Origin of the sequence: Nonomuraea antimicrobica (assembly GCF_039536965.1) — a bacterium.
GTDB classification, from domain to species: Bacteria; Actinomycetota; Actinomycetes; order Streptosporangiales; family Streptosporangiaceae; genus Nonomuraea; species Nonomuraea antimicrobica.
In genome coordinates, this window is the sequence record NZ_BAAAZP010000160.1 from 20,314 (window position 1) to 42,715 (window position 22,402).

At 73.2% G+C, this 22,402-nt stretch carries 21 protein-coding genes and 1 riboswitch; of the genes, 2 read left to right on the forward strand and 19 right to left on the reverse strand.

The annotated features are described in order from the left end of the window. Window positions 1–4: 4 nt before the first annotated feature. Genes ABD844_RS39005 through ABD844_RS39020 form a run of 4 tightly spaced genes read right to left on the reverse strand, consistent with a single transcriptional unit; the run spans window position 5 to window position 3,641 of the window. Window positions 5–577, reverse strand: coding sequence for a nucleotidyltransferase family protein (locus ABD844_RS39005; RefSeq protein WP_344889815.1), 573 nt, complete (start codon window positions 575–577; stop codon window positions 5–7). After that, entirely contained in the window at window positions 574–1,689 is a 1,116-nt protein-coding gene (locus ABD844_RS39010) for an XdhC family protein (protein ID WP_344889818.1), read from the reverse strand. Before ABD844_RS39010 ends, ABD844_RS39005 begins: the two co-directional genes overlap by 4 nt. Continuing rightward, the gene (locus ABD844_RS39015; protein ID WP_344889821.1) at window positions 1,682–2,782 is read right to left on the reverse strand and encodes a vWA domain-containing protein; all 1,101 of its coding nucleotides are present in this window, start codon (window positions 2,780–2,782) and stop codon (window positions 1,682–1,684) included. The genes ABD844_RS39010 and ABD844_RS39015 overlap by 8 nt, the downstream gene beginning before the upstream one ends. Then, window positions 2,775–3,641: an AAA family ATPase gene (locus ABD844_RS39020; RefSeq protein WP_344889823.1), complete on the reverse strand. Its 867-nt coding sequence runs from the start codon at window positions 3,639–3,641 to the stop codon at window positions 2,775–2,777. The genes ABD844_RS39015 and ABD844_RS39020 overlap by 8 nt, the downstream gene beginning before the upstream one ends. Before the next feature lie 318 nt (window positions 3,642–3,959). On the opposite strand from ABD844_RS39020, the gene ABD844_RS39025 reads away from it, so the two are divergent. Further along, window positions 3,960–4,208 (forward strand): hypothetical protein, encoded by a 249-nt coding sequence (locus tag ABD844_RS39025; RefSeq protein WP_344889826.1) that lies wholly within the window; start codon window positions 3,960–3,962, stop codon window positions 4,206–4,208. Between the two features lie 30 nt (window positions 4,209–4,238). On the opposite strand, the gene ABD844_RS39030 is transcribed toward ABD844_RS39025, so the two are convergent. From ABD844_RS39030 to rpe, 8 genes are all read right to left on the reverse strand, one after another. Beyond that, complete coding sequence (locus tag ABD844_RS39030) at window positions 4,239–4,724, reverse strand: PH domain-containing protein (protein ID WP_344889829.1); 486 nt, start codon at window positions 4,722–4,724, stop codon at window positions 4,239–4,241. Between the two features lie 19 nt (window positions 4,725–4,743). After that, the gene (gene ribH / locus ABD844_RS39035) at window positions 4,744–5,211 is read right to left on the reverse strand and encodes a 6,7-dimethyl-8-ribityllumazine synthase (RefSeq protein WP_344889831.1); all 468 of its coding nucleotides are present in this window, start codon (window positions 5,209–5,211) and stop codon (window positions 4,744–4,746) included. Continuing rightward, a complete protein-coding gene (locus ABD844_RS39040) occupies window positions 5,208–6,467 on the reverse strand; it encodes a bifunctional 3,4-dihydroxy-2-butanone-4-phosphate synthase/GTP cyclohydrolase II (RefSeq protein ID WP_344889834.1) in 1,260 nt (419 codons plus the stop codon). The genes ribH and ABD844_RS39040 overlap by 4 nt, the downstream gene beginning before the upstream one ends. Then, complete coding sequence (locus ABD844_RS39045; protein WP_344889836.1) at window positions 6,464–7,123, reverse strand: nicotinamide mononucleotide transporter family protein; 660 nt, start codon at window positions 7,121–7,123, stop codon at window positions 6,464–6,466. The genes ABD844_RS39040 and ABD844_RS39045 overlap by 4 nt, the downstream gene beginning before the upstream one ends. Next, entirely contained in the window at window positions 7,120–7,710 is a 591-nt protein-coding gene (locus tag ABD844_RS39050; protein ID WP_344889839.1) for a riboflavin synthase, read from the reverse strand. The genes ABD844_RS39045 and ABD844_RS39050 overlap by 4 nt, the downstream gene beginning before the upstream one ends. Next, a complete protein-coding gene (ribD, locus tag ABD844_RS39055; RefSeq protein WP_344889842.1) occupies window positions 7,710–8,858 on the reverse strand; it encodes a bifunctional diaminohydroxyphosphoribosylaminopyrimidine deaminase/5-amino-6-(5-phosphoribosylamino)uracil reductase RibD in 1,149 nt (382 codons plus the stop codon). Before ribD ends, ABD844_RS39050 begins: the two co-directional genes overlap by 1 nt. Before the next feature lie 109 nt (window positions 8,859–8,967). Next, window positions 8,968–9,098, reverse strand: a riboswitch (FMN riboswitch). Between the two features lie 78 nt (window positions 9,099–9,176). Continuing rightward, on the reverse strand, window positions 9,177–9,986 hold the full coding sequence (locus tag ABD844_RS39060) for an oxygenase MpaB family protein (protein ID WP_344889844.1): 810 nt from the start codon (window positions 9,984–9,986) through the stop codon (window positions 9,177–9,179). A 168-nt stretch (window positions 9,987–10,154) separates the two neighbouring features. Further along, window positions 10,155–10,829, reverse strand: coding sequence for a ribulose-phosphate 3-epimerase (rpe, locus tag ABD844_RS39065; RefSeq protein WP_344889847.1), 675 nt, complete (start codon window positions 10,827–10,829; stop codon window positions 10,155–10,157). A gap of 362 nt (window positions 10,830–11,191) precedes the next feature. Here rpe and ABD844_RS39070 point away from each other — a divergent pair, with 362 nt between their 5' ends. Beyond that, window positions 11,192–13,486, forward strand: a complete 2,295-nt coding sequence (locus tag ABD844_RS39070) for a hypothetical protein (RefSeq protein WP_344889850.1) — start codon at window positions 11,192–11,194, stop codon at window positions 13,484–13,486. Between the two features lie 184 nt (window positions 13,487–13,670). Here ABD844_RS39070 and ABD844_RS39075 read toward each other — a convergent pair whose 3' ends face one another. From ABD844_RS39075 to ABD844_RS39105, 7 genes are all read right to left on the reverse strand, one after another. Further along, on the reverse strand, window positions 13,671–14,654 hold the full coding sequence (locus ABD844_RS39075) for a phosphatase PAP2 family protein (protein ID WP_344889852.1): 984 nt from the start codon (window positions 14,652–14,654) through the stop codon (window positions 13,671–13,673). Window positions 14,655–14,828: 174 nt separating this feature from the next. Then, window positions 14,829–16,262: an RsmB/NOP family class I SAM-dependent RNA methyltransferase gene (locus ABD844_RS39080; RefSeq protein WP_344889855.1), complete on the reverse strand. Its 1,434-nt coding sequence runs from the start codon at window positions 16,260–16,262 to the stop codon at window positions 14,829–14,831. Beyond that, entirely contained in the window at window positions 16,259–17,185 is a 927-nt protein-coding gene (gene fmt / locus ABD844_RS39085; protein ID WP_344889858.1) for a methionyl-tRNA formyltransferase, read from the reverse strand. Before fmt ends, ABD844_RS39080 begins: the two co-directional genes overlap by 4 nt. A 4-nt stretch (window positions 17,186–17,189) precedes the next feature. Beyond that, on the reverse strand, window positions 17,190–17,738 hold the full coding sequence (gene def / locus ABD844_RS39090) for a peptide deformylase (protein ID WP_344889860.1): 549 nt from the start codon (window positions 17,736–17,738) through the stop codon (window positions 17,190–17,192). 58 nt (window positions 17,739–17,796) lie between these two features. Beyond that, window positions 17,797–19,137, reverse strand: coding sequence for a hypothetical protein (locus ABD844_RS39095; RefSeq protein WP_344889863.1), 1,341 nt, complete (start codon window positions 19,135–19,137; stop codon window positions 17,797–17,799). Window positions 19,138–19,174: 37 nt separating this feature from the next. After that, on the reverse strand, window positions 19,175–20,644 hold the full coding sequence (locus ABD844_RS39100; RefSeq protein ID WP_344889866.1) for a hypothetical protein: 1,470 nt from the start codon (window positions 20,642–20,644) through the stop codon (window positions 19,175–19,177). A 49-nt stretch (window positions 20,645–20,693) separates the two neighbouring features. Next, a partial coding sequence (locus ABD844_RS39105; protein ID WP_344889869.1) for a primosome assembly protein PriA occupies window positions 20,694–22,402 on the reverse strand: 1,709 nt, incomplete at its 5' end.

Sequence of the window (22,402 nt, forward strand, 5' to 3'; positions counted from 1 at the left end):
CCGGTCAGGGGTGGCTCCCCGAGAGCAGGTCGAGGTCGTCGGGCGTGTCGACGTCGGCCGGGTCTCCGTGCTCGTCGCACGGCACCTCGGTGACCAGCTCGGGATGGGCCTTCAGGTACGGCCGCGCCCCGACGTCCCCCACGGCCAGCTCCGCGACCCCGGCGAAGTGCGTACGGGAGATCAGCACGGGGTTCCTGCGCCGCCCCGCATAGGTGGCGACGGCCAGCCCGGCGCCCGAGGCGATCAGCGCGCGTACCGCGCCGGGCCGGATCAGCGGCTGGTCCACCAGCGCGACCACCACGGACTCGGCCTCCTCCGGCAGCGCGGCCAGCCCGACGCGCAGGGAGGAGCCCATGCCGGAGGCCCAGTCCGGGTTGCGTACGGTCACCGCCCTGCGCACCTGCACCGTGGCCGCGCCCAGGACGACCACGACCGGATGGCAGCCGCCCTCCTCCAGCAGCCGTATCCCGCGGTCGACCAGCCGCTCACCCTCGTACTCGAGCAGCGCCTTGGGCTGCCCCAGCCGCGAACCCGAGCCGGCGGCCAGCAGCAGCCCGGCGACCTTGGAGCCCCTCACGTCGCCTCACCCCGTGCCCCGAGGCCGGGCTCGTGGTGGATGCGCCCCTCGGTGGCGGACAGCGGGCGGCCGGAGCCGCCCCAGCGGAGCTGGATCAGCTCGGCGGCGATCGACACGGCCGTCTCCTCCGGCGTGCGCGCGCCGAGGTCGAGCCCGATCGGCGAGCGCAGCCGGGCCAGCTCGGCCTCGGTGAGCCCGCTCTCGCGCAACCGCGCCAGCCGGTCGTCGTGGGTACGCCGCGAGCCCATGGCCCCCACGTAACCGGCCCCGGTGCGCAACGCCACCTCCAGCAGCGGCACGTCGAACTTGGGGTCGTGGGTCAGCACGCAGATCACCGTACGCTCGTCCACCTGCACGGAGGCCAGATAGTCGTGCGGCCACTTGACCACGACCTCGTCGGCGTCGGGGAACCGCTTGGCGGTGGCGAAGACCGGCCGCGCGTCGCACACCGTGACGTGATAGCCGAGGAACTTGCCCACCCTGGCCACCGCCGCGGCGAAGTCGATGGCGCCGAACACCAGCATCCTGGGCGGCGGCGCGAAGGAGTGCACGAACACGGCCAGGTCGTCCAGCCGCCGCTCCCCCTGCCCGCCGTAGTGCCGCAGGCCGGTCAGCCCTTGGGCGAGCATGCCGCGGGCGTCGTCGTCCACGGCGGCGTCGAGGCGTTCGAGGCCGAGCGTGCCCGACGTGCGGCCGGGCCAGATGACGCGGCGGGCGCCGATCCGGCCGGGGCCGGAGGCGATGGTGGCCACGGCGACGGGCTCGCGCGCCTCGATGGAGGCCGCCACCTCCCCCAGCTCGGGGAAGGTCTCGACGGAGACGGGCTCGACGAGGATGTCGATGATGCCGCCGCAGGTGAGCCCGACGGCGAAGGCGTCGTCGTCGCTCACGCCGTACCGTTGCAGGACGGGCGTGTCGATGCCGGCGGCCAGCTCGAACACCGCGCCCTCGACGCAGCCGCCGGAGACGCTGCCGACCACCTCGTCACCGCACACGGCCATGGACGCACCCGGCTGCCTGGGCGCGCTGCTCCACGTGCCCACCACCGTGGCCAGCCCGAATCTGAGCCCTGACCGCCACCACTTCATGATCTCCGGCAGCACGTCACGCATGGGCGAGCCTTTCACTGAGTCGCTCGTAGGCGGCCAGGCTGTGCCCGGCCACCAGGTCGTCGAGGTACGGCAGCGCCGCCCGCATGCCTCCCGTCAGCGGCTGGTAGTCGTCATACCCCTTGTGCGGGTTGACCCAGATCACCCGATACGCCTGCCGGGCCAGGCGTGCCATCTGCGTGCCCAGCAGCTCGGGATCACCGCGTTCCCACCCGTCGGAGGCGATCACCGCGATCGCTCCCCTGGCGCTGTAACGAGCGAGGAACTCCTTGAGTTCGTCACCCAGCCGGGTTCCGCCGCTCCAGTCGGGGATGACCTTGGACGCCTCGTTCAGCGCGGTGCCCGGATCGCGGTGGCGCAGCTCGGCGGTGATCGGGGTGAGCCTGGTGCCGACCGAGTAGACCCTGGTGGCCCTGGGCTCGCTCCTGACCAGCGCGTGGGCGAAGCGCAGCAGCGTCTCGGCGTACGGGGCCATCGAGCCGCTGACGTCCACGAACAGCACGACCGGGCGCGGCCTCGTGGTGTGCCGGCGGTGGCGGAGCCTGGCCACCTCGCCCTTCCTGAGCGCGTCGCGGATCGTCCGCCGCTGGTCGAGGATGCCCCGGTGGGCGCTCTCGAACCGGCGCGAGCGCCGCCGGGCCCGGCCCGCCCTCAGCATGGCCAGCATGCGGTGCACCTCGGCCCGCTCGGCGTCCGTCAGCCGCGCGACGTCGCGGTGCCGCAGCACCTCGATCCGGCTGGACGTGGCCGGGGCCGCCGTCCCGTCGTCGTCGCCGTCGCCCTCCTCGCCCTGCCACTCGGCCAGGTGGCGGGTGACGCTCGTGCTGGCCGTACGGGTCAGGACGGCCCCGTGGCCGCCGAAGTAGGCGGCGAAGCAGCGGTCGTAGCGGGGCAGGTCGTCGGGGGTGGCGCAGAGCGTCAGGCGCCCGGCCCAGTACACCTCGCCCGCGTCGGTCACGTCGAGGTGGGCCAGCGCCCGCAGCAGGTTCTGGGTGCGCTCGTGGTCGGCCGCGACGCCCGCCGCGCGCAGGGTCCTGGCGAACCCCGTCATGGTGGCGGCCGGCCCGCCCGCACCCCGGTCACCCCGGTCAGTCATGGCCGAGCAGTCCGTTGCCGATCACGGTCGCCACGTCCTCCCGGTACTTCAGCGCCGCGCCGAGCGTGGCGGCGGCCCGGCCGGGATCCAGCTCCTTGGCGCCCAGCGTCAGCAGCGCCTCGGTCCAGTCGAGCGTCTCGGCCACGCCCGGCGGCTTGACCAGGTCGGCCCGCCGCAGCCGCTCGGCCGCCCGCGCCACCTGAGTGGCCAGCACCTCGGTGCAGTCCGGCAGGCGCCGCAGCAGGATGGCGACCTCGCGGTCGAAGTCGGGATGCTCCAGCCAGTGGTACAGGCAGCGCCGCTTGAGCGCGTCGTGCACCTCGCGCGTGCGGTTGGAGGTCACCACGACCACCGGCGGCGTCGCGGCCCTGACCGTGCCCAGCTCGGGGATGGAGATCGTGAAGTCGGAGAGCACCTCCAGCAGGAACGCCTCGAACTCGTCGTCGGCCCGGTCGATCTCGTCCACCAGCAGCACGCTCGGCTGCGTCTCGATCGCCTTCAGCAGCGGCCTGGCGATCAGGAACCGCCGGTCGTAGATCTCCCCCTCCAACCGGCTCACGTCGGTGACCCCCGCCGCCTCGGCGGCCTTGAGGTGCAGGAGCTGGCGGGCGAAGTCCCAGTCGTACAGGGCCTGGGCGGCGTCCAGCCCTTCGTAGCACTGGAGCCTGATGAGCGGCGCCTTCAGCAGCGTCGCCAGCGTCTTGGCCAGCTCGGTCTTCCCGACGCCCGCCTCGCCTTCGAGGAACAGGGGCCGCCCCATGCGCAGGGCCAGGAAGGCGGCCGTGGCCAGCCCCTCGTCGGCCAGGTACGCATGCCGGTCGAGCAGCTCGATGAGCTTCGCCGGAGACTCGATGTCCACCGGCCTGATTGTCCGCCGCAGCACCCTTTCAGGCTACGACGACACTTCGCCTCCGCGATATTCGCCCGGAACGACCGTCACCAACGGTAAGCTTGCGCTCACTGAAAGAGATGACGGACAAGGCCCGCCCCCGAGCCTTGCCTCCCGAGGTTCCCCATCGACAAGATCCGGCGCCACCGGGACCGGGGCTTGGCAGCGAGGACATCCGCGAGCAACCGGAGAAGAGATGATCCACGTCGGCAGTCGTCCCGCACGCCCCCACACCGTCACGGCCGGCGCAGCCGGTGCGGCGGTCGCGGAAGTGGCGGGCGGGTCGTGATGCACGCGCACCTCAGCGCGCCCGACCCCTGGGACACGTTCCCCGTCTCCCCCGAGGTCAGGCAGCGCAGCAAGATCACCGCCGCGCGGCGGGCGATCGACGTCGCCCTTCAGTCGCGCTTCCTGTGGGTCAGCAGTGAGAAGCGGGAGGCCATCTCCGCCTGCGAGGATCTTGAGCTGCTGCAGAAGTGGCTCATCCACGTTCTCACGGTCGACTCGGTCGACGAGCTGTTCCTCGAAGCGGGCTGACCTCCGCGCCCGTCTCCGGCCGCCTCCGGTTCACCCCTGCCGGTCCTGGCCGGCTCCTGGCGCGTCGCCCTCGCGGGCCTCGCCGCGTTCGCTTATGAGGGCGCGCAGCTCGGCCGTCGCCCGGTGGGCGCGCGACTTCTCCGACCCCTGGATGCCCATGGCCCCGATCGTCCGGCCGTCGGAGAAGTCGATCCGCGGCCACGGGTCGCCGACCACCAGCGTGACCTCCAGGATCTCCGCCCACTCGTACCGGTGCGTACGCAGGGCGTTGACGATCGTGACGCCCCGCTCGTCGGCCTCCACCCGCACCCGGCCCAGCAGGTGCAGCACGAACGCCACCGCGCAGCCGAACGCGACGAGCGCCACCCGATCGGGCAGCTTGAACGGCTGGGCGATGAAGATCGCCATCATCACCGACCCCACCACGATCAGCGTGGCGAAGCCGTAGGCGACGAACCGACCCCGGCGCGGACGCCAGGTGACGGGCAGGGGCGGAGGGGAAACGGGCTCTGACACGAGGGAAACCTACCGCAGCTCAGTGGAGGTCTCTCAGAAGGAGGGCGGTCTCGAGCGCGGCGATGGCCGACTCGTACCCCTTGTCCTCCTTGCTGCCCGGCAGGCCCGAGCGGTCGAGCGCCTGGTCCATCGTCTCGCAGGTGAGCACGCCGTTGCCGACGGGCGTCTCCTCGTCGAGCGAGATGCGGGTCAGGCCCGCCGTCACCGAGTCGCAGACGTAGTCGAAGTGGGCGGTCTCACCGCGGATCACCGCGCCCAGCGCCACCACCGCGTCGCAGCGGCGGGCGAGGGCCTGGGCGACCACCGGGATCTCCAGCGACCCCGGCACCCGCACGACCGTCGCCGTGGCGCCGCTGTCGTCGCACGCCCGCAGGGCCCGCGACACGAGCTGGTCGGTGATCTTGGCGTGCCAGCTCGCCGCCACCACCCCCACCGTCAGCCCCGACGCGTCGGGCGCCGCGACCCCCGGCCTTCCTTCGCCGCTCATGACGCCTCCGAGATGTCGTGGCCGAGCCGATCGCGCTTGGCCCTGAGGTACCGCTCGTTGTACGGGTTCATGGCCACGGGCATGGGCTCGCGGCCGAGGACCTTGATGCCGTAACCGTCCATGCCCTTGAGCTTGGCCGGGTTGTTGGTGAGCAGCCGAACCGACCTGACGCCGAGGTCGGCCAGGATCTGGCCCGCGTTGGAGAACTCTCGCGCGTCGACCGGCAGCCCCAGCTCCAGGTTCGCGTCGACGGTGTCGCTGCCGTTGTCCTGCAGCCCGTACGCCTTCAGCTTGGCCAGCAGCCCGATGCCCCGCCCCTCGTGGCCGCGCAGGTAGACGATCACGCCGCGGCCCTCCTCGGCGACGGCCGCCATCGCGTGGTCGAGCTGCACCCCGCAGTCGCAGCGCAGCGACCCGAACACGTCGCCGGTCAGGCACTCGGAGTGGGCCCTGACGAGGACGTTCTCGCCGTCGGACAGGTCGCCGTAGACGAGCGCGACGTGCTCGCCGCCGTCGAGCGCGCTGGCGTAGCCGTACGCCCGCCACGTCCCGTACGCGTTGGGCAGCCGCGTCTCGGCCACCCTGGTGACCATGCTCTCGGCCCGCCGCCGGTAATCGACGAGCTGCTCGATGGAGACCAGGGCCAGGTCGTGCTCGTCGGCGAAGCGCCGCAGCTCGGGCAGCCTGGCCATGGTGCCGTCGTCGTTGACCACCTCGGCCAGCGCCCCTGCCGCCGACAGCCCGGCGAGCCTGGCCAGGTCGACGGCCGCCTCGGTGTGACCGCGCCGGGCCAGCACGCCGCCCTCGCGGTAGCGCAGCGGGAAGATGTGGCCGGGACGCACCAGCTCGTCGGGCTCGGTCGCCGAGTCGGCCAGCGTACGGATCGTCCTGGCCCGGTCGGCGGCGGAGATGCCCGTGGTGACGCCGTCACGGGCGTCGACGGTGATCGTGTACGCCGTGCGCATGTGCTCCTTGTTCTGGAAGACCATGAGGGGCAGGCCGAGCCGGTCGAGCTCCTTGCCCTCCATGGCCACGCAGATCACGCCGCTGGTGTGCCGGATCGTGAACGTGCACAGCTCCGGCGTGGCCCTGGCGGCGGCGAAGATGAGGTCGCCCTCGTTCTCCCTGTTCTCGTCGTCGACCACGACCACGGGCTTGCCCTGCCGGATGTCGTCGATGGCACGCTCGATCGGGTCGAGCTTGATGTCACTCACTGGTTCACCGCCGGGTTCGGGGTCGAGCTTGATCTCGTTCATTGGGCCACCGCCACGTTCGGGACCGCGGCGCGGTATTCACGCAACCACTTCACAAAGCCGACGAGGACCAGGAGGAAGAACACGCCGTACACGGCTCCGGAGACCACCAGCCCCGAGCTGAACGCCAGCGGCACCCCGACGAGGTCGACCGCCACCCACACGATCCAGAAGTCGACCAGCGCCCTGCCCTGCGCCCAGGTCGCCAGGGCGCTGCCGACGAAGATGTAGGCGTCGGCCGCCACCAGGAACGCGCCCTTCGGCAGCGGCTCGTGCGCGCCCCACGACAGCCCCGTCACGTAGAACAGCAGCCCGATCACGGCGGTGCCCACCAGCATGACGCCGACCAGCAGCGAACGCTCCCACCACTGGGCGGGCCGGACCGCGAGCGGCTTGCCGTCCTGGGTGCCGCGCCGCCACGCCAGCCAGCCGTAGACCGCCAGGGCCGCGAACAGCGCCTGCTTCAGCGCGTTGCCGGTGATCTGCGCGTTGATCGAGGCGATCAGCAGCAGCACCGACCCGGCGAACTGCACCGGCCACGTCCACATCGACCTGCGCATGGCCAGCACGACCGTGGCCAGGGCGGCGACGTTGCCGACCAGGTCGGTCCACAGCACGCGCGTGCCGAACACCTCGAATCCGGCATTGAGCCAGTTCACTGTCTGACCACCAGCCTCTCCACATACTTCGCGATCACGTCGACCTCGATGTTCACCACGTCGCCCACCTGGCGCTCGCCCATGGTGGTGAGCTTCAGCGTGGTCGGGATGAGACTCACGCCGAAGCTTTCGTCGTCAACCGTCGTGACCGTCAGGCTGATTCCGTCGACGGCGATCGAGCCCTTCTCCGCGACGTACGGGCTGAGCGCCTCGGGGAGCGAGAACCGCAGGTCGTCCCAGCTCTCGCCCGGGTCGCGGGACAGCAGCGCGGAGGTGCCGTCGACGTGGCCCTGCACGATGTGACCGCCGAGGCGCTGGTCGGCGCGTACGGCGCGTTCCAGGTTCACCGCCGAGCCCGCCGCCAGGCCGCCCAGGGAGCTGCGGTCGAGCGACTCCCTGATCACGTCGACGGTGAACACGTCGCCCTCGACCGCCACGACCGTGAGGCACACGCCGTTGACCGCGATGGAGTCGCCGTGCTTGGCGTCGGAGGTGACGATCGGGCCGCGCACCGACAGCAGGGCTCCGCCGCCCGCTTGCTCGATGGCCACCACGTCGCCCTTTTCCTCAATGATCCCGGTGAACATCACTTCTCCCTGCCTGGGTGGGTGGCGGGCCGGGCGATCAGCCGTACGTCCGGCCCGATGGGGGAAATCTCGTCGAATCTGAGGCGGTGGAGCTCGCCGATCGTCCGCACCCCGGCCTCGCCGAGCGCGGACCTGCCGGAGCCCAGCAGCGCCGGGGCCACGTACGCGACCACGCGGTCGACCAGCCCCTGCCTGACGAACGAACCGGCCAGCGTGGGCCCGCCCTCCAGGAACACGCTCACGACCTCCCGCGCGGCCAGCTCGCTCAGGAGGGCGCGCAGGTCGAGGCCGTCGTCGTGGCGGGGCAGGCGCAGCAGGTCGGCCTTGAGGCCGGTGTCGGCGTCGTCGGCCACGGCGACGAGCGTGGGGGCCTGGTCGTCGAGGACGCGGGCGGACTGCGGTGTCCTGGCGTCGGGATCGACCACGACCCGCACCGGCACCCGCCTCCCACCGGCACCGGCACCCGGCACCCCGCCCGGCCCATCCGGCCGGTCCTCGGACGGGGACGGGCCGGGGCGCGCCGTGAGGCGGGGGTCGTCGGCCAGCACCGTGCCGATCCCGGCGACGATCGCGTCGGCGGCGGCCCGCATCCGGTGCACGTCGGCCCGCGCCTGCGGCGAGGTGATCCACTGGCTGGTGCCGTCGGCGGCGGCCGACCTGCCGTCGAGCGTCGCGGCGAACTTCCAGGTCACGTGCGAACGCCCGAGCCGCGCGTACGTCAACCACTCCTCGTTGACCCGCTCCGCCGCCTCGGCGAGCACCCCGGTGGTGACGGCGACCCCGTGGGAACGCAGCCGCGCGGCGCCGCCCGCCGCCTTGGGGTTGGGGTCGGACACGGCGATCACCACCCGCGCCACGCCCGCCGCCAGCAGCGCGCCGCTGCACGGCCCCGTGCGCCCGGTGTGGTCGCAGGGCTCGAGCGTCACATAGGCGGTGCCGCCCCGGGCCCGCTCTCCCGCCTGCGCCAGCGCGACGACCTCGGCGTGCGGCCCTCCGGCGTACGCGTGGAAGCCCTCACCGGCGACCTGCCCGGCGGCGTCGAGCACGACGCAGCCCACGACCGGGTTGGGGCTGGTGCCGCCGTGCCCGCTCCGGGCCAGCTCGACGGCGCGCGCCATGAATGCGGCATCGCGCTCGGGTCTCTCCACCCCGGGTCTCCTACTCGCCAGTAGCTCAAAGCCACGGCGGGCCCCGGGGGATCTTCGTCGCGACGCCCGAAGGCACCACGGCAGGCGGCCGGCTGGGACGCCGGACACCTCGCGCGCTTCCTCCCATCCGGACTTTAACCGTCGGTCCCGGAATTTCACCGGGTCAACCGGCCGATGGCATCGGCCGGGTCGCGGACTGTCACCGCCGGTTCGGATTTTCACCGACCCCGGAGCACGCTAGCTCTCTTTCCGCTATCAGTGTGCCATGCCCCGAACCGAGCACGCGACCGCCCCCACCTAACCGACCAAGCGCTCGTTTCAGGCGGCCATGAGCCGATGCGCGCGACGCGCCGCCGGGCTGTACCGGACCTGCCCGGGGACCAGCCCGATCCCGGTGTGGAGGGTACGCAGCGTGGCGGTGGCCCACAGGTCGCCGACCGGCGTGGCGGGCAGCCCGTACAGCCGCCTGGCCCAGCGCGGCAGGGTCGCGAACGCCAGCAGCGTCAACGCCGGCAACGCGGGCTTGAGCGGCGTCAGCAGCAGCGGGAGCGGGGCGTTGAACGACAGGCGCAGCGGATGGGCCGCCTCGGGGACGAAGCGCAGCCCCGGGCGGGCGGCCTCGATGTAGTCGCGCAACTCGGCCACCGAGCCCGGCACCTCGTCGGGCGGCAGCCCCACCACCTCGGCGGCCCTGCGCCACTCGGCCACGAACGTGTCGGCCTCGGCGTCGGACAGGCGTACCCCGGCGCGGCGGGCGACCGACAGGTAGGAGTCGACCTCGCCCACGTGCACCCAGCGCAGCGCCTCGGGCTCGTCGAGGTGGAACGTCTCTCCGGTGTCGGGGTCGCGGGCGGTCAGGGTGGCGTGGATCTTGCGTACGCGGCGACCGGCGCGCTCGACCTCGGCCCGGGTGCCGTACGTGCGTACGCGGACGAACTCGGTGGTACGGGCGAACCGCGACCACGACTCGTGCGGATCCATGAGCGCGGAGTTCTGCAGCACCCCGCGCATCGCCCTTGGGTGCAGACCCTGCATCAGCAGCGCCCGGAAGCCGCCCACCAGCAGGATCGGCTCGCCCATCACCCGCCACGTCACCGAGCGGGGCCCGAAGATCCCATAGTCGCCCATAAGTAAAGAGTTACCCGGGTAAGGGACGTTTCAGTCACAGCCCACGGCCCCACGACCTCACGGCGAGGCCGCGGTTCGGCGAGGCCGCGGTTCCACAGGCGAGGGCGCGGCTCAAGGGCGGGGAACGGCTTCAGAACGAGGGGACGGCTTCAGAGCGAGGGGACGGCTTCAGGGCGCGGACGCCGACTGGGCGCGGACGGCGGCGGCGCGGAGATCGTCGATGGCGGCCAGCGGGTCGGCGGCCCCGTAGACGGCGCTCCCCGCCACGAACACGTCGGCACCGGCCTCGGCGCAGCGCACGATGGTCTCGGCGTCGACCCCGCCGTCCACCTGCAACCAGACGCGCCCGCCGTGCCGCTCGATCAGCTCACGCGCCCGCCGGACCTTCGGCAGCACCACGTCGAGGAACTTCTGCCCGCCGAACCCCGGCTCCACGGTCATCAGCAGCAGCATGTCGACCTCGCCCAGCAGGTCTTCGTACGGCTCCACGGCCGTGGCCGGGTTGAGCGCGAGGCCCGCCCGGGCACCGAGCGAGCGGATCTCCCGCAACGTACGGATGGGGGCCTTGGCCGCCTCCGCGTGGATCGTCACGCTGCCCGCCCCCGCCCCCGCGTACTGCGGGGCCCAGCGGTCGGGGTCGTCGATCATGAGGTGGCAGTCGAGCGGCGTGGCGGTCGCCTTGCGCAGCGCCTCGACCACGGGCAGCCCCAGGGTCAGGTTGGGCACGAAGTGGTAGTCCATGACGTCGACGTGCAGCCAGTCGGCATTGGGCACGGCGGCGGCCTCGTCGGCGAGCCGGGCGAAGTCGGCGGCGAGGATGCTGGGCGAGATCTGTACGGCCATGATGGCCCAAGTGTATTGACTTCCTCCCCCTCCTGAAGCTGAAGGCCGGGGATTCCAACCCGTCCCTACGCTGAGGCTGAGGTTCGCGGTTCACCGGCCGGCCCAGGCGCCGCGGGTGGCATGACGCCGACATCATCCCGGGGACGGCCGAAGCTACGAGACAGTAGCGTACTGATGATCACGGATAGGGGGCCGGCGTGGAGGATCTGGGTTCATCCGTTCTGGCTGCGCTGGCGGCGGCGGGCGAACAGGTCGATGCCGGCGTCGTGGCGACCTGGCTCGGGCCGGCCCACGCGGACTTGGTACGTCCGGGACCGAACCGGCCGACGGGATGTGATCTTGCGCACGACGGTCACGGCGGGGTGCTCCGCGCGTTGGCGGCCCTGCTCCACAGGAGGCTGGCCGCAGCCGTCTTGGGGGCTCACTCCACAATCGCCGATCACTATCTCACGCTGTGGGGCGGGCTGGAGAACGGCCTGCCGGCGCTGGCCGCGCATCCCCTGCTGGGCGATGCCGACGGCGGGTACGGCTTACGTCACCTGGTCTGCCACCTGCTCGCGGCCGGGCGCGCCGAGGAGGTGCATCGGCTGCTGGCGTGCGAGCAGCCCGCAGGTCAGGGACGGCCTGGGGTGGTGAACGTGTGGTTCGACGCGCGGCACCGGGCCGGGCAGGTCGATGGTTACCTGCGTGACCTGGAGGCTGCCGCCGGGGCAGCGCGCCGGGCCACCGACGCGGCGGCCGGCCGTAACGCTCCGTCGCTGGGTCTGGAGATGCGCTACACCCTGATGAGAGTGTGCGCGGAGCAGGCTGATCGGCCGCGCCGTGGGGTGGCGTTGATGCTGCTGGAGGCGGGGCTCTGGGATCGGGTCCGGGCCTTGAACGACGTCCGCCGCCTGCCCGGCGGCGAGCGGGGCCGGGCGCTGCTGGACATGCTCCCGCATCTGCCCGAAGAGCAGCGGCCGCCGGTGCTGCACGAGGTGGTGGTCGACGCCATGGCCGCGGTACGAGGTGATCCCGGCGTCGACTCCGATCTGCTGTCCGAGGTGGCGGCGCTGCTCTCGCCGCAGGGGATGCGTCGCGCGGTGGCGTCCGTCTCCGGGTTGGAGAGCCCGCAGAGTCGCATCATGGCTCTGGCCGGGCTCGCCCCTCACCTGACGGCCGAGGCGATGTGTGACGCGCTGGCCGTCGCCAGAACGTTTCAGGACGAGTTCTACCGTGCGTGGGCGCTGCAGGAGCTTGCTCCGTTCCTCACCGCCGGGCCGGCGTCGGAGGCGCTGCGTGATGTGCGGGCGATGCCCTCTTCGTTCTCTCGCGATGCCGCGCTGATGGCGCTGATTCCGCGGCTGCCCGAGAACTTACGCGGCGGCGCCCTCGCGGAGGTGAGGGAGTTCAGTCCCGAGGCGCTGGGACAGTGCTGGGCCGAGGCCATCATGCTGCTGCCAGAACACCGGCGCCGTGCCGCACTCGCCCGAGTCGTTGAGAGGGCCGCGCCGGACGGGCATGTCGAACTGCTGGTGGAGGCGGCCGGGGTGCTGCCACCCGGCGAACGCGACGCGGTCCTGGCCGAGGCGCTGGCAGTGGCGCACACGATCACCGATCGCGATGTCCGGGAACGTTCGCTGGTCAGCGTGGCAGCGCTGCTGCCCGCAGGAGCCCGAGACCAGGTCGTGGCCGGGTTGCTCACGTCCGCCCAAATGCTCGTCGACGAGGACGACCGCGCCCGGCTGTTGATCGACGCGGCCGAGCTGGCAGCGCCCGAGGAACGGGTCGCACCGCTGACGGAGGCCGTTGCGCTGGCCGGTAAGACCGAGAATGCCACCCTGCTCATCAGAGCGGCTGCCCTGCTGCCCGCCGATCACCCGGCCAGGAACGCGGCACTGGGCCAGGCACTGGAGATCAGACTCCAGGACGTCTCGTATGAGAACTACTTCGCCTACGGCGTCCTCGACGAGCTGTGCCCACTCCTCACCGACGAACTGATGGCCATGCTCGTCCACGCGATCCAGGCGTTGGAGCGTCCCGGCTACCTGGGGCGTTTCCTGTCCGCGAGGGCCGAGCACCTGGCGGGCGTCGCGCTGGAGGCCGGGCTGGACGCGGCCAGGTCCTTCACCGACCCCACTCACCGAGCACTGGCGCTGACCGCCTTGTCCGACCGGCTGCCCGTCCGGCGGAAATACGAGGTGCTGGAGGAGGCCCTCACCGCGGCCCGCAGCGCGCGCCGCTGCCTCGACGACATTGCGCTGCGGCTTCCTCCCGAGCGACGCCGCGCCCTGCTCGTCGAAGAGCTGTCCTACTGGCACGACGGTTTCCTGGACACCTGGCGCCAGGATCGCCCCGACGAGTCGGCGCGGCCGGTGCCGTTCGGCTTCAGCCCCGTCCCGGTCGGTGAGACCTGGGGTTTGGGCGAGGCGGTGCACGCCGTCCTGATCCGCGCTCAGCGGGCCTGGCGTCGAGGCGAGGGGCGAGCTGCGGTCCTCGCGCTGATCCGTACGGCCTTGGACCGTTATCGCTTCGTGGACGCGCCGGACTCCCCCGTGCTGACCGCCGCCGCCCGAGACCTCGGCGGACCCGGCGCCGAACGGGAATATCGCCTGGCCATCCGCGACATCGACCAGTGGTGGAGCCATCCGACCACGCTCGGCCACGCGGCAGAGTGACACCGTTCCAGTCGGCCTCCGACCAACCGCAGTCGGGCCACCGCAGTCGGGCCACCGCTGAGAGCGCGCCGCTGAGAGCGCGCCGCAGTCGGGCCACCGCTGAGAGCGCGCCGCAGTCGGGCCACCGCTGAGAGCGCGCCGCTGGGGCACCGCCGTCAATGGGCCACTCCAGTCGGGCCACCGCTCAGTGGACGGCCGCCCGGGACCGCCGCTCCACCCGTGACATCAGCCCGAGCCTGATGAACAGCACAGGCGCGCCCACCTGCACCCACAGCGCCAGCACGGCGTACGCGACGAACGTCGCCGCCTCGGTCTGGGGCAGCACCTCGCGCTCGGCGTACCAGATGAGCGCCGCCACCGCCGTCCCGAGCGCCCAGCGGGCGGCCCGCTGCCCGAGCGGCCCGCCCGCGTCGAACCAGCCGAGCCGGTCCATGACCGACGCCCCGGCCAGCATGCCGAGCAGCACGCCCGCCAGGGTGACGACCGTGTCGAGCCGCTGGGGATCGATCGCCCCGGCGAACCTCCAGCTCAGGGGCGGCGTCCACCCGGCGTACGGGACGTTGGCCAGCGCCGCCGCGCCGATCAGCGCCCCGGAGAGCGCCACGGACATGGCGAGCTGCGCCCACAGGGGTCGCCGCCGCCACCAGCGCGTCGCGGGCCGTTCGAACCTGCTCACCAGCGCCAGCACCACCAGCCCGAGCAGCACCCCGACGACCACGTCGGAGATGAAGTGCACCCCCAGGTACACCCGGCTCAGGCACACCAGCGCGACGAGCGCCCCGGCCGTCCACCACGCCCACGGCCTGGCCACCACGGCCGCCAGCCGTCCGAAGGCCGCCGTGCCGATCTGGGCGTGCCCGGACGGCAGCCCGAAGGCCCCCTCGACGGACAGCGGACGGATCCCGGGCTCGATCCAGTACGGCCTGGGTTGGTGCGCGGCGAGCTTGCCGATCGCGTTCGTGCCGGCCGCCAGCAGGACGGTGAGCCCCAGGCGCAGACCCAGTGCCGGGTTGACACACCAGTAGAGGACCGGCAAGCAGAGCAGGAAGAACGTGTCCGTGCCGAGCACCGACACCAACTCCATCACGGGACGGACGGCATCGGGCAACCCCTGCAGCCAGATGATCGGCGCCAGCTCGGCCCGGTGAAGGTCATCGAGAAGATCCACGTCGTAGATCGGACCACAGGAACCTCTCCGGTGCCAGATCTCCCACCACCGCAAGCGCCGCCAATCCCGCTCACACCCGGAGCCGGGGCCGGAAAACAGCCGGAAGCCGGCGCACCCGAAGCGCCCTCAGGACCCCACAGCCGTGCCGGGAACAGGACCGCCCCCGGCACGCCATCAGGAGCGCTTGCGCAGCAGGGCCAGGAACATCGCGTCGGTGCCGTGCCGGTGCGGCCAGAACTGGGCGTGCGGCCCGTCGCCGAGCCCCGCCACCTCGGGCAGGTGACGGCGGGCGTCGAGCTGCTCGATGTCATGCCTGCGCGCCAGGACGTCGCTCACCACGACCCGCGTCTCGGCCAGGTGCGGCGAGCACGTGACGTACGCCACGACGCCGCCGGGACGGACGGCGTCGACGGCCGTGTCGAGCAGCCGCCGCTGCAGCTTGCCGAGGTCGGCGATGCCGGACGGGTCGCGCCGCCACCGGGCCTCGGGCCGCCGCCGCAGCGCGCCGAGCCCGGTGCAGGGCGCGTCGAGCATGACCCGGTCGAACGCCCCCGGCCGCCAGGCGGGCTCGGTGCCGTCGGCGGTGACCACCGCGGCCTCCCGGGTGGTCTGCCAGACCAGCCGCGCCCGGTGGTATTGGACGTCGGCGGCCAGCAACCGCGCGCCGCCGGGAAAGCCCTCCGCCGCGGGATCGGCCGCCTCGGCCAGGTCTCCGTGGGTGGCGATGGCGTCGAGCAGCCCGGCCTTGCCGCCGGGCCCCGCGCACATGTCGAGCCACAGCTCGCCGTCACGGTCACCGTCGCCGTCACCTTCACCGCCGCCGTCGAGCGGCACCCGGGTGAGGGCGAGCGCGACCAACTGGCTGGCTTCGTCCTGGACCGCGGCGCGGGTCTCGGCCACCGCCGCGATCTGCCCGGGATCGCCCTCGCGCAGGTAGGCGGCGTACGGCGAGTAGCGCCCCGGCACGGCCCCCGCGTCGGCCAGCTCGGCCACCGAGCTGCGCCCCGGCCGCGCGACCAGGGTCACCAGGGGACGGGCGTTGTCGGCGTCGAGCAGGTCGGCCAGCTCGTCGGGCGCGCCCAGGGCGTCGCGGAAGGCGGAGACGATCCACCGGGGGTGACCGTGGGCGACGGCGAGGTGGCCGACCGGGTCGTCGGCCGGGTCTGGCGCGACGATGGGCACCCATTCGTCGAGTGTCCTGGAGCCGATCTTGCGCAGCACCGCGTTGACGAACTTGGCGGCCCCGGCGCCGACGCGCAGGCGTACGAGGTCGACGGTGGTGCCGACGGCCGCGTGCGGCGGGACGCGCATGCGCAGGAGCTGGTGGGCGCCGAGGCGCAGGGCGTCGCGTACGTCGGGGTCGGGCGCGCGGTCGCTGCACACCTCGATGACGGCGTCGTAGGTGCCGAGCCCGCGCAGGGTCCCGTAGGTCAGCTCGGTCGCCAGCGCGGCGTCGCGCCCCCTGATGCCGCGCTCGCGGAGCAGGCGCGGCAGGAGCAGGTTGGCGTACGCGTCGCGCTCGTCGACCGCGCGCACGACGTCGAAGGCCGCGTTGCGCGCCGGGTCGCGGGTGGGCCGGCGAGGCTTGCGCGGACGGCCGTCGGTCACGTGAAGACCTCGCCGCTCTCCGGGCGGACCCCCCGGGCCCACTCCCCCGCTCCCATCACCCGCTTGCCCTGCGGCTGCACCTCGCCCAGCTCGACCGCGTCGGTGGCGGTGCCGACCACCACCGTCGTCTTCGTGGCCGCGATCTCCCCCGGCGCCAGGCGCTCACCCGCGAGCACGCGCACCGGCCCGAGCTTCACCCGCTGGCCACGAAACTCGGCCCAGGCCCCGGGATTGGGCGTGCAGGCCCGGATCAGGCGGTCGACGTGCATGGCGGGCTTGGCCCAGTGGACGCGGGCGTCCGTGACGGTGATCTTGGGGGCGACGGTGACGCCGTCGGCGGGCTGCGGGCGGGCCTCGAGGGTGTCGTCCTCGACGCCGTCGAGGGTGGCCGACAGCAGCCCCGCTCCCGAGACCGACAGCCGCTCCAGCAGTGACCCGCTGGTGTCGGAGGCGCGGATCTCCTCGGTCACCACGCCGTAGACGGGACCGGCGTCTAGCTCTTTGACGATCTGGAACGTCGTCGCGCCGCCGATCTCGTCACCGTGCAGGATCGAGTGCTGGACGGGGGCGGCCCCGCGCCAGGCGGGCAGGATCGAGAAGTGCAGGTTGATCCAGCCGTGCCGGGGCACGTCGAGGGCCGACTGCGGCAGCAGCGCGCCGTAGGCCACCACGGGACAGCAGTCGGGCTCAAGGGCGCGCAGCCGGTCGAGGAAGGCCGGGTCACCGGCCTTCTGCGGGCGCAGCACCTCGATGCCGGTCTCCTCCGCCAGCGCGGCCACCGGCGACGGATGCACCTTGCGGCCCCGGCCTGACTGGGCGTCGGGCCGGGTGACGACCGCCACCACCTCGTGCCGGGGCGAGTCGATCAGGGCGCGCAGCGACGGCAGCGCCGTCTCGGGAGTGCCCGCGAAGACCAGACGCATGCGTTCAGAGTGCCTTTCCGCCGGTGGCGTGGGGCGAGACCTTGATCACGGGTGCGGCCAGGCCGCTCCACTCCGCCTCGCGCACGGCCTTCATGGCCAGTTTGCGCTGCTTGGGGTCCATGCGGTCGATGAACAGGATGCCGTCGAGGTGGTCGGTCTCGTGCTGGAAGCACCGCGCCATCAGGTCGGTGCCCTCGATCGTGACGGGCTCGCCGTGCAGGTCGAAGCCCTTGGCCACGGCGCGAACGGCCCGCGGGGTGGGGAACGACAGGCCGGGGAACGACAGGCAGCCCTCCTCGCCCTCCTCGTCGAGGTCGGCGGAGAGGTCGAGATCGGGGTTGATCAGGTGGCCGAGCTGCTCGTCGACGTAGTAGGTGAAGACCCGAAGACCGACGCCGATCTGCGGGGCCGCGAGGCCGGCCCCCGGGGCGTCCATCATCGTGTCGGTGAGGTCTTTGACCAGCTTGCGCAGCTCCTTGTCGAAGTCGACGACCGGGGCCGCCGGGGTGCGCAGCACCGGGTCACCGAACAGCCGGATCGACTGGATCGCCAAGGGGGTCACTCCGTTTCTCAAGCGTGGATCAGCCCAGTTTAGTGGGTGCGCGGGGCCGTCAGCCGCCGTGCGCCCTGGCGTGCTCCAGCGAGCGGGCCTTCATCGCGGCTTTGCGGGCCGCCTTGACCACGGCCTGGTCGTCGTGGGCGGTGGCGAGCATGTCGAGCACGGCGACCGTGTCGGGGTGGCCGACCGCGGGCATCTCGCCGACTAGCTTGATCAGATCTTCGCCCGGCTCGGGCGGGTCGATGCGGACCGCGGCAGGGCCGGACAGGTGCATGAGCGCGGCCAGGGAGTCGACGGCGATCCAGGTGTGGTCGTCGGGGCTGAGCGCCGGGGCCTTCAGGTCGCGGATGTGCAGCCAGGAGGCGGCGTAGCGGCGCATGAGCGGATGGTCGAGCGCCTGCCTGACCGGGAGCTCGGCCTCCGGGCCCAGCTCCTCCAGGACCGCCCCCACCGCGCCGCGCTGGCCGGCCGTGCCGGAGGCGGCGATCTCGATCAGGTCGCGGGCGGCCGACTCGGGCGAGCGGCGCTCCAGCCACCCGGCCACCGCGCTCTGCGTGGCGCTGCCCTTGACCAGCGCGTCGACCAGCTCGGCCGCCGACAGGTCGGCGAACACCTCCACCTCGGCCGTGGTGGGCGCGTCGTGCCCCTCGCGCAGCAGGTCGCGGCGGATGGCCCAGACACCCAGCGGGGTGAGCGCGGTGCGGCCCGCGACGGTCTGCTCGACCAGCCCGCAGTACGTCAGCAGGCTCAGCGCCTCCAGCAGCTCCGCGGGCAGCGCGGCGGCGATCTTGCGCATCTCGGCGGGCCCCGGCGCACAGGCCACCTCGTGGGACTGGAGGATGCCGCGGGCGAGGTTGGCGGTGGCGACGCCCGACCGTACGGAGTAGATCGTGGCCAGCATCTCGGCCAGGTGGCCGTCGACCACGGCCGAGCCGGTGAGCCCGTCGTCGGCGCGGTCGAGCACGTCCATGACCACGCCGTCCCAGAACTCCAGCGTGGCCTCGACCGTGAGCTGCATCGACAGCGGACCCCGTGCGGCCCGGCCGCCGACGATCTGCAGCAGCCCGGTGTTGACGGCGACGATCCAGACCAGGCGGACGCGGGCGGCGGACAGGCCCAGCTCGGCCGCGGCGGCAGCGGCGTCGGCCTCGGCCAGGTGCCCGTGCGGGGTGACCTGGCGGGTGCCCGTCCAGGAAGTGAGCCTGATCGCGTCGGCCACGAGCGGCACCGTGGGCACCGCCTTGGCCAACTCGGCGTCGGACGCCGGCAGCACCGGCGGGAAGGTCAGCGCCTCGTGCTCCACCGGAGTCTCCTCAGGGGGCCGTGGCGGCACGGCGGCCTGCTCATCGATGAGCTTGCGCAGCTCGGCGAGGTCGAAGACGTTGTTTGCCACCCACGAAACTTACTGCACACCGGTCACATGAGCGTACTCAACGGATGGCTCGCGACCGGGCTTTGAACGCGGCCTTGCGTGCCGCCTTGGCCACCGTGCCGTCGGGGATGGAGCGCCCGAGCAGCTCGAGCACGTCGACGACGTCGGGGTGGTCGACCCGCCACATCTCCTCGATCAGGTGGGCGGGTGGGCCGGAGGCGGCCATGTTCTCGGCGAAGATCTCGGGGTCCTCCTCGGCCGCGGGCATGGCCAGGGCCAGCATGTCGACGCTGACCCACAGCAGCTCGTCCTGCGTGAAGTGCGGCGCGGGCAGCCCTCTGGCGGCCAGCCAGTGGATGGCGTGCGGGCGCAGCTCCTGGTCCTCGAGGTAGCCGCGGACGGCGGGCTCGGCGTCGGGCCCGAGCCGGTCGACGATGGTGATGGCGATGCCGCGGGCCACGGCTGGCGCGCCAGAGGCGGCGGCCAGCAGCTCGGCGGCGGCCTCGCCGGACACGCGGCCGGACAGCCACCGGGTGATGTCGTCTTCGGCCAGCTCGGTGGGCACGCCTTCGAGCAGACCCTCGATGAGCCCGAGCGCGTCGGCCTCGGCCAGGTCGGGGGCCTGGGGGGCGTCGATGCCGAGGGAGAGGTAGTGCTCGCGCAGGGCCCAGACGCCCTGGGGCGTGAGCTCGGCGGAGTCGCCGGTGACCTGGAGCAGGCCCGACCACTCCAGCCGCCCGAGCACGGGCGGCAGGTCGACCTCGCCGTCGCCGGCGATCTCGTCGAGGTGGTCGCGGATCACCGTCACGGGCACCCGCACCTGGAGCCGATAGAGCATGTCGCACAGGTCGTAGAGGCCCTCGTCGAGCTCGGCCGAGCCGGTGACCGCGCCGCCGGTGTCCTGCTCCAGCAGGTGGGCGACGCGCTGCGCCCATGCCGTCAGCGGCTCGTCGCCGTCGGGCAGCGGCTGCTCGGCCAGCATGGGGACGGCCTCCAGCGCGGCGCGCAGGTCACCGGGATCGGCCAGCCGCACGGCGGGCAGCGGCGTGCACGCCGGGCAGTCGCAGGGCGCCTCGCCCAGATCGGGCAGCTCGCCGGAGGGGATGGCGATCGACTGCTCGAGCGACTCGGGGCCGATGGAGCTGAACAGGCTCTTGGCCATGCCGAAGTTCGCCGGGTCGGCGAGCGCCCCGGACATGCGGGGCTCGATGTCGTCGAGCCGCTCGCGCATGAGCCCGGCGGTCTCCGCGCTCACCTGGCCGGACTCGCTGAGGTAGTCGACGAGGGTGCGGGCGGCCGCGACGGTCTCGGGAGCGCTCTCGGGAGGGGCGATGACCTTGCGCGGATAGATGGACAGCAGCAGCTCGTCGAAGGTCTCCGGAGAGAAATCGCCCAGTTCGTTGACGTTGAGGTAGTCGCTGGCGTAGTCGCAGAGCAGGCGGACCTCGTCCGCGTCCACTTCGACTTCCCGCGTGCGCCCCCATGCACGCAGGTCGTCGATGGCCTGGTTCACCCATTCGATCGACACAGGGGCACGCTAACGGCTGGCCAACGGATGAGCGAATCGGGGAAACGGTCTAAATCAGGTCGAGCGGGTCGACACTCACCCTCACGACATCTGGTGTCTTACGCGCCGCGCGTACCCCGCTGGCTCCCTTGAGCGCGGCGGCCAGCGCCAGGCCGCCGGTACGGGGCACGCGGATCATGGCACGTTCCTGGCCCGAGTCGTCCACCGGCACGGGGCCGAGCACCTGGGCGTCGGGCGGCAGGCGTACCTCGTCGAGCATCTGCCTGACCGCGGCGGCCACGCCCGTGAGCGTCGCCATCCGCACCGCGGGCGGGAACCCCAGCTCGGCCCGGTCGCCCAGCTCGCGCTCCGCGTGGGTGACCGGGTCCCACCTGAGCAGGGCCTGTACGGCGGGCAGCCCCGCGTCGCCGAGCACCACCAGCTCGGCGGCGGGACGCAGGAGGGCGGCGGCGTTCATCCAGCGGCGCACCGTCTCCTCGGCGGCCCGCAGGTCGGCCCGCCCCAGCAGCGCCCATCCGTCGAGCAGCACGGCCGCCGCGTAGCCGCCCTCCGCCACCGGCTCGGCGCCCGGCGTCGCAACGACCAGGGCGCGCGCGGCCGGCACGGTGGCCAAGACGCCGTCGCGCCCGGACGTGCGCACCTGAACGGACGGGAACGCCCGGCCCAGCTCCTCCGCCGTACGCCGGGCGCCCGTGACGACCGCCCGCAGCCGAGGGCTGCCGCAGTTCGGGCACCGCCAGTCGGCGTCCACCCTTCCGCACCAGCGGCAGTAGGGGGCCGCGTGGCCGCCCCTGAGCGCCAGCGGCCCGTGACAGCGCGGCGCCTCGCCGTCGGCCTCCACGAGTTGTGCGGCGGTCCGGGTGGGCGGCAGGACGCAGCGGGCCGGGGCGCGGCAGTGCCGGCAGGCCAGCGCCGGCAGGTAGCCCCGCCTGGGCACCTGCACCAGCACGGGGCCGCGTTCCAGCCCGTGGCGCAGGGCCCGCCAGGCGAGGCTGGGCAGGCGGGCCTGCCGGGCGGCCTGGTCCTTGGCCAGCTCGGCGTCCTCCCCCGCGGGGTGGACGCGGGGCGCCAGGCTCCTGATCGTCGTACGGGCGGCCACGATCGGCCTGGCCCAGCGGGAGGCGATGAGCTGGGTGGCCTCGGCCGTACGCGCGTAGCCGCCGATCAGCATCGCCGCGCCCGTCCTGTGGGCGCGCAGCCCGAGCACCTCGCGGGCGTGCGGGTAGGGGGCCAGCCGCTCGGCGTGCAGGTCGTCGCCGTCGTCCCAGATGGCGACCAGGCCGAGCGCGGCGACGGGGGCGAACATGGCGCCCCGTGTGCCGACCACGGCGCGCACCTGGCCTCTCAGCACCTTCAGCCATCGCCGGTAGCGCTCGGCCGGTCCCAGGTCGGCGGTGAGCGCCACGTGCCTGCCGGGGCCGAGCAGCCGCTCGAACTCGGCGTCGGCCAGCGCCACGTCCTTGCCGTCGGGGACCACGACGACGGCTCCCCTGCCGCCGTCCAGGGTGGCGCGTACGGCCTCGGCGACCGGGACCGCCCAGCCCCGGGCACCGGGCACCGCCGACCACACGGCCCTCGGGGCCCGCCCCTGGCGCAGGGCGTCGAGGAACGAGGGGCCGGTCGGGTACGCGTCCCAGGCGCTCGCGGCCCGCGCGCCCTCGGAGGGCTGCTCGCGCTGTGGGGCCTGCTCGCCCGCCGGGACCGGGGCGTGGGCGGTGGCCGAGGCGGGCGCGGAGGCCGGGGTGGGCGCGGAGGCCG